The organism is Cupriavidus sp. 05N39 (assembly GCF_056397325.1).
This window is the reverse complement of the sequence record NZ_JBFTNE010000205.1, coordinates 1-6,074: the sequence shown is the minus strand read 5'-3', so window position 1 is coordinate 6,074 and position 6,074 is coordinate 1. Positions and strand designations below refer to the sequence as shown.

Sequence of the window (6,074 nt, the reverse complement as noted above, 5' to 3'; positions counted from 1 at the left end):
GCCCGGGGCGAGGTTCTGCACAAGCACATCCGCTTTATCGAGGATTTTCTGGAGGATGGCAGGCGCTTCGCGGTGCTTGAGGTCCAGAGCAAGACTCTCCTTGGAGCGATTTGTCCACGCGAAATGCGACGACATGCCATCCACGCGCTCGTCATAACCCCGGGCGAAATCGCCAACCTTGGGTCGCTCAACCTTGATAACCCGGGCACCTAAGTCGGCCAACTGACGGGTGCAAAAGGGCGCTGCGATTGCATGTTCTAGAGATACAACGGTGATGCCATCAAGGGGACGCATAGCAGCCTTAGTAAGAAAGTACCTCGCCTGACCTACCACAGCGGGAACGGGCGAAAGAATTTGGTACGCGGCAGCTGCTCGTTACAGTAGAAGTCGCCACGCGATGCCAGCGCATCCTGCTTTACCGCCAGGTATCAACCGCATCTCGTAAGAGATGCATTTCTGCGCACGGAGGCTAGTCTCGCAGCGCGGAGCCCTGCGGTAAATCTCGAATTCTCGAACCGCTCATTCGCCTCCACCGAAAGCAGCGCTTGATAGAGCTACCATGTAACCTCGGCGGGCATTCCTCGGACAAAGTTTGCGACAAAAGTGACGCCTTGGTACAGTTATGCTGAAGGAGTACCTCATGCACTTTGATTTCGCCGACCTCCGGCTGTTCGCACGCATCGCCGAGGAGGAAAACCTATCTCGTGGGGCGAAAAAGGCATTTTTATCCCCCGCTGCGGCTAGTGCGAGACTTAAGGCGCTGGAAGACCAGTTAGGAACCCGGCTCTTCTATCGCGAAAGCAAAGGGCTGGCCCTGACTCCCGCAGGTGAGCGACTTCTTCGGCATGCGCGGGTCATCGAGCGCCAGTTCGAACACGTACGCAGCGACTTTGAGGAATTCTCCAAGGATTCAGTTGGCCATATACGCATCTTCGCAAATACGACCGCAGTCACGGAATTCATGCCCGAGGTGCTCGCCCACTTTATGGCAGAGCGGCCGGCGGTCACTGTGGACCTCCAAGAGCGCCAGACGCGAGACATTATTCGAGGGGTGTTGGACGCTAGCGCCGATTTGGGAATCATCTCTGGTCCGCTAAACTCGGAGGGTCTTGAGGTCGTCCATTTCAGTACGGACAAGCTGGTGTTGGTGACTCCTGCTCGGCATCCCCTGATTGAAAGGTCGAACGTTTCGCTTGTTGATACACTTGAGTATGAGCATGTAAGTATGCATGAAGGAAGTACACTTCACGCCTTCCTTACCGACCTCGTCCGAGACGAGCGGCGTAAGCTGCAAATTCGAATTCAGGTTCGTAGTTTTGAGGCCATGTGCCGGATGATAGAAGCCGGGGTTGGCATTGGTATCCTTCCTCTATCGGCGACCCTTCGCCATCGCCGTACGATGAAGTTGGAAATCCTGGAACTCGACGAGCCTTGGGCTATACGCGAGCGCGTAGTGATTGCTCGGGAATTGGATGGACTTCCTAGCTGCGCGAAGGCCCTCATTGACGAGCTTATCAAAGTCGCGGAGGCCGCAGGGGGCAGTCCGAGCGGAAGCGTAGCCTGAGGGGCTGGTCTCGCCTGATGACAACACGCCAAGGCAATACACCCTCTTCCGCTCACGCCCAACCAGCAAACATCCATCGCGACAACACCGCGTTCATGGATGGTGTTTTGATGGCCCTTGAAGCATTCAGGGTTTAGAAGCTTTTATCGGGCAGGACTGACGGCACCTCATTGCCGGAGTCCTGCCCCACTCCGTGGGACGCAAGACGAACGGAACATGCTCACTCACGAATCTGGATGATTGCCTCGATTTCAACCGTCATTCCATGGGGAAGGGAGCTCATACCAACCGCCGAGCGGGCGTGCAACCCCTTCTCCCCAAAGATACTCACCAGAAGGTCTGAGCAGCCATCGATGACCCGGGAATGATTCTTGAAACTCGGAGTAGCATGCACCATACCCAACAGCTTGACTATTGCCTCCACACGACTCAGGTCCCCGAGAGCTAGCTTGATGCTCGCAAGCATGTTCAACGCCGTAAGCCGTGCATCCTCATACGCCGCCGACGCTTGTTCCAGCGAATCCAGCCGGCCTAGTCGATAGGTATTGTTGGGTAGACGAGGCCCATGGCCCGACAGGTAAAGCATGCTCCCGACCACCCGATAGGGCACGTATGTGCCATTGGGGGGTAAGGCCGCCGGGAGTTCCAGTCCAAGTTCCAAGAGTCTTTCTTCAGGACTCATGAGTTGTTTCCCCCTGTACTCCCAACTATTGCCCGCGTGTACACGCCAGCATCCACATTTCCGCCAGAGCAGATAACCACAACGTTCTTCCCAACCAGGTCGGCCTTCCTCGCCAACAGCGCCCCCAGCGAAGCTGCGCCACCAGGCTCGACGACGAGCTTCAGCAGGCGGAATGCTGTCGCTACTGCGCACAACGCCTCATCGTCGTTCACGCTCAGCGCCTTCACATCGTGACGCAAGAGTACGCTGAGAGGCTTGGTGCCCGCAACGGGACCGGCTATGGCATCCATCACAGTTTTTGGAACTGAGCTGTTCTTCTCGGGAACACCACTCACCAATGACAGCGCCATCTTCTCATATCCGGCCGGCTCCACAATGTACGCCCGAACATTCGGCCACACTGCCTTCACCGCCGTGATTACCCCCGACGAAAGGCCGCCGCCACTGCAGTTGACCAGGATGGCATCCGGCACTACCCCGCGCGCCTCCAACTGCTCGCAAATCTCTAATCCGGCGGTACCTTGCCCTGCCATGACGTCATAGTCATCGAACGGCGAAATAAAGGTCAGTCCTCGCTCCTTCATGATGTGACGTGTTACGATTTCGCGGTCCTCCGTCTGCTGGTCATACAAAACAATCTCCGCTCCCCACCAGCGGCAGCTCTCAATCTTGATTTCAGCCGCGGTCTTCGGCAAAACAATGACGGCGGGGCATCCTATAAACTTGGCACCCGCGGCAACTCCCTGACCGTGGTTGCCAGCAGAAAATGTAATTACGCCTCTGCTAAGTTCCTCCGCATTCAGAGAGAGCATCTTGTTCAACGCTCCCCTTATCTTGAAGGAACCTGTACGCTGCAGCGGCTCGGCCTTCACGTATACGTTGCAGCCGCACGCTTCATCCAGCATGGGCGATTCGATGATGGGGGTCCGAATAATGTACCCAGACAAACGTTCTGCGGCAGCCCGTATGGCCGCGATATCGAATTGTTTCATCCTACATGCGCTCAGATTGTTCAGCGAGATGCGCTTAAAGCGCCAAGCCGATAAGGTAAATCAATGGGTCCGCAGGTCGCTCAAAAACTTCTTGGCACGGTCACTCTGCGGGTTGGAAAAGAAGGTGTCTGGGTTACCGCTCTCGACTAGGCAACCGTTGTCCATGAACCAAACACGGTCAGCGACCTCGCGTGCGAAGTTCATTTCGTGCGTGACGCACATCATTGTCATCCCGTCCCGTGCAAGGCTCTTCATCACCTGCAGTACCTCGCCCACCATTTCCGGGTCCAGTGCGCTTGTTGGCTCGTCAAACAGCATGGCTGGCGGGTCCATAGCAAGTGCGCGCGCAATGGCAACACGCTGTTGCTGCCCCCCAGAAAGCTGCCCGGGATAAGAGTCCGCCTTACTCGCCAAGCCGACGCGTTCCAGCAATTGCGCGGCTCGTTGCCGAGCATCCGATTTCTTCTTCTTTTGAACAGACATCGGGGCAAGCATAATATTTTCCGCCACGGACAAGTGGGGAAACAGATTGAAGCTTTGAAAGACAAAACCAACGTGACTGCGGAACTTGTTGATGTCGAGTGCCGGCGAATTTACGTCCTGTCCACCAAACTCAATCGTCCCCTTCTGAATGTCCTCCAGGCGGTTTACTGTTCGAATCAGCGTCGACTTCCCCGAACCGGACGGGCCACATACAACAATCACCTCCCCCCGTGCAACCTCGGCAGTTATGTCGTTGAGGGCGTGATAGCTTCCGTACCATTTGTTAACGCGTTTGAAATTAATCATTGGAATCTGAGATGCTGCACTGTTTTGCATTGAAAATACCTCCAATGACCGTTAAATTAGTCAACGACGACTGCCGGCGACACCACTGATACGGAGGCAGCGTCACGACGGACGCCCGTACGCTTGTTGGTGATGCGGCGCTCTACATAGCGCGCGAAGTATGCTGTTCACCTGGTTTGCAGCAAAAGTCAGTTCATTGACGCTAATGACATAAGCAAGTGACGTGTCCTTGATGATGGAGACAAACTGGCTAATCATCGAAGGAATCATGTTGTACAGTGCCTGGGGAAGGACCACCTTTCTCATTGTCTGCATATAGGAGAGGCCGACTGCACGAGCTGCTTCCGTCTGTCCCTTCGGCAAACCCTCTATGCCCGCGCGAATGATTTCTGAGATATAGGCGCCCTCATAGATGACGAGTGTCACCAGCATCGTCGTGAATCCGCTCACTGTCCGCCCAATCAAGATGGGTACAAAGAAATACACCCAGAAGATGAACATGAGCAGTGGAACGCCACGGACGAGATACACAAGACAGACGGCAGGTTTGTTCAACCAACTTATGGGTGACACACGGGCGAGCGCAACGAGAATCCCGAGCGGAAACGCCAGCAGAAGACCGAGCAGGGAAAGTAGCAGCGTAATAGCCAGTCCCCCAAGGGGGCCGTTAGAATACTGCCCCATTAGCAGAATCTCGCCGTTCTCGCAAAGAATTGAAATAATGGAGTCCACGGCTTACCTCGTCTTCAGTCGATAGTGGCGCTCAAGGGCAGAGCCGCCAGCCATGATTAGCAGAGAGACACCGAGGTATGCGATGGTCGTGAACAGATAGACCTCGACCGTGCGAAAAGTTGCGCTCTCAATCTCTCTCGTCACATAAGTCAGTTCTACCACCCCAATCGTCATGGCAAGGCTGGTGTTCTTGACGAGCAGGACGGTGTGGCTAATCATCGGGGGCAAAGCGATTCGTGCCGCCTGCGGCAGTATGACCTTCCGGCAAGCCTGGAGATAGGTCATACCCAGGGCGCGGGATGCCTCTAGCTGTGCCTTGGATATCGAGCGAATTCCACCCCGAAGGTCCTCCGACATATATGCTGCCATGCAGAGACCGATGGCTATGAAGGCGAAGACGAATTCACTGTTGTTCGTGTTGAACCACATCTGGACCGACTCCGGAAGCAATGTCGGAAGCCCAAAGTACCAGAGGAACACCTGCACCAGGATGGGCACGCTTTGGTGATACTCAACATAGGCAGCCACCGCCGCTTGCCCCCAGCGATTGTTGCTCAACCGGACAACCGCTAGGACGGTTCCGAGCACAATCGCAAGCAACCAGGATAGCGTGGCTAGCTCTAGCCACGTCACGACTCCGCTTGCTATCAGGCGTGGATACTCGGCCTGCAAAAGTATTGAGAAATCCAACTTCATAGGTAATGCGCCAAGTGGGTGTTCGGGAAGGGCCGGCGTACGCCGGCCCACAAGTCGTTAGCCTTTGATTGGCTCAACTTTGAAGTCGCGGCGCATCTTGTACTGCGTGCCACTGCCCAGCCACTTGTCGAAGATGCGTGTCGCCTCTCCCGATTTTTCCATCGACTGCAGCACTCCGTTCACGTGACTCGCGAAGCCGGCTTCCCCTTTGCGCATCCCAAGCCCCCAGTATTCGTGCATGACCGGCGGTTCGAGGATTTCGATGGGCGTCGTCGCCTCTGCCTGCATCTTCAATTTGACCAACATCATCTCGCCAAGTGCCAAACCGTCCACTCGGCCCTGCTGCAGTGCCAAGAAGGCAGCGGGCGCGTCCTGATAGGTTACGGTTGTTGCCGTCGGGACTGTCTTCTTGACGGCCATCTCCGACGTCGACCCCTTATTCGCGCTCACGCGCTTTCCCGCGAGGTCAGCTGTTACGTCCCGGGCTATTTGAGGAGCGGCGTCGCGAGCTATTCGAGGTGAGACGTCGGCAATCGTCGCGGGTTGCCGGAGGCGCAGAGCAACTCCGGCGTAGCGTGAGATGGAATGAGGCGAAGTCCGAGAATCGTCGCACGATGAA

The 6,074-nt window shown here is 55.9% G+C and carries 8 protein-coding genes; 1 reads left to right on the top strand and 7 read right to left on the bottom strand.

Translation table 11 applies throughout. The annotated features are described in order from the left end of the window. On the bottom strand, nt 1-294 hold a 294-nt coding region (locus tag AC1DN0_RS40395; protein ID WP_477146567.1), incomplete at its 3' end, for a CoA transferase. 346 nt (nt 295-640) lie between these two features. On the opposite strand from AC1DN0_RS40395, the gene AC1DN0_RS40390 reads away from it, so the two are divergent. Continuing rightward, a complete protein-coding gene (locus AC1DN0_RS40390; RefSeq protein WP_441634792.1) occupies nt 641-1,564 on the top strand; it encodes a LysR family transcriptional regulator in 924 nt (307 codons plus the stop codon). A gap of 220 nt (nt 1,565-1,784) precedes the next feature. Here AC1DN0_RS40390 and AC1DN0_RS40385 read toward each other — a convergent pair whose 3' ends face one another. The 6 genes from AC1DN0_RS40385 to AC1DN0_RS40360 form a co-directional block, all read right to left on the bottom strand. Continuing rightward, nucleotides 1,785-2,246: a RidA family protein gene (locus tag AC1DN0_RS40385; protein ID WP_441634790.1), complete on the bottom strand. Its 462-nt coding sequence runs from the start codon at nt 2,244-2,246 to the stop codon at nt 1,785-1,787. Beyond that, the gene (locus tag AC1DN0_RS40380; RefSeq protein WP_441634788.1) at nt 2,243-3,238 is read right to left on the bottom strand and encodes a threonine ammonia-lyase; all 996 of its coding nucleotides are present in this window, start codon (nt 3,236-3,238) and stop codon (nt 2,243-2,245) included. Before AC1DN0_RS40380 ends, AC1DN0_RS40385 begins: the two co-directional genes overlap by 4 nt. Nucleotides 3,239-3,298: 60 nt before the next feature. Next, complete coding sequence (locus AC1DN0_RS40375; RefSeq protein ID WP_441634825.1) at nt 3,299-4,027, bottom strand: amino acid ABC transporter ATP-binding protein; 729 nt, start codon at nt 4,025-4,027, stop codon at nt 3,299-3,301. Between the two features lie 102 nt (nt 4,028-4,129). Then, on the bottom strand, nt 4,130-4,750 hold the full coding sequence (locus AC1DN0_RS40370) for an amino acid ABC transporter permease (RefSeq protein ID WP_477146568.1): 621 nt from the start codon (nt 4,748-4,750) through the stop codon (nt 4,130-4,132). A gap of 12 nt (nt 4,751-4,762) precedes the next feature. Then, a complete protein-coding gene (locus AC1DN0_RS40365) occupies nt 4,763-5,455 on the bottom strand; it encodes an amino acid ABC transporter permease (RefSeq protein ID WP_441634786.1) in 693 nt (230 codons plus the stop codon). Nucleotides 5,456-5,512: 57 nt separating this feature from the next. After that, on the bottom strand, nt 5,513-5,905 hold the full coding sequence (locus AC1DN0_RS40360) for a type 2 periplasmic-binding domain-containing protein (RefSeq protein ID WP_477144475.1): 393 nt from the start codon (nt 5,903-5,905) through the stop codon (nt 5,513-5,515). Between the last annotated feature and the right edge of the window lie 169 nt (nt 5,906-6,074).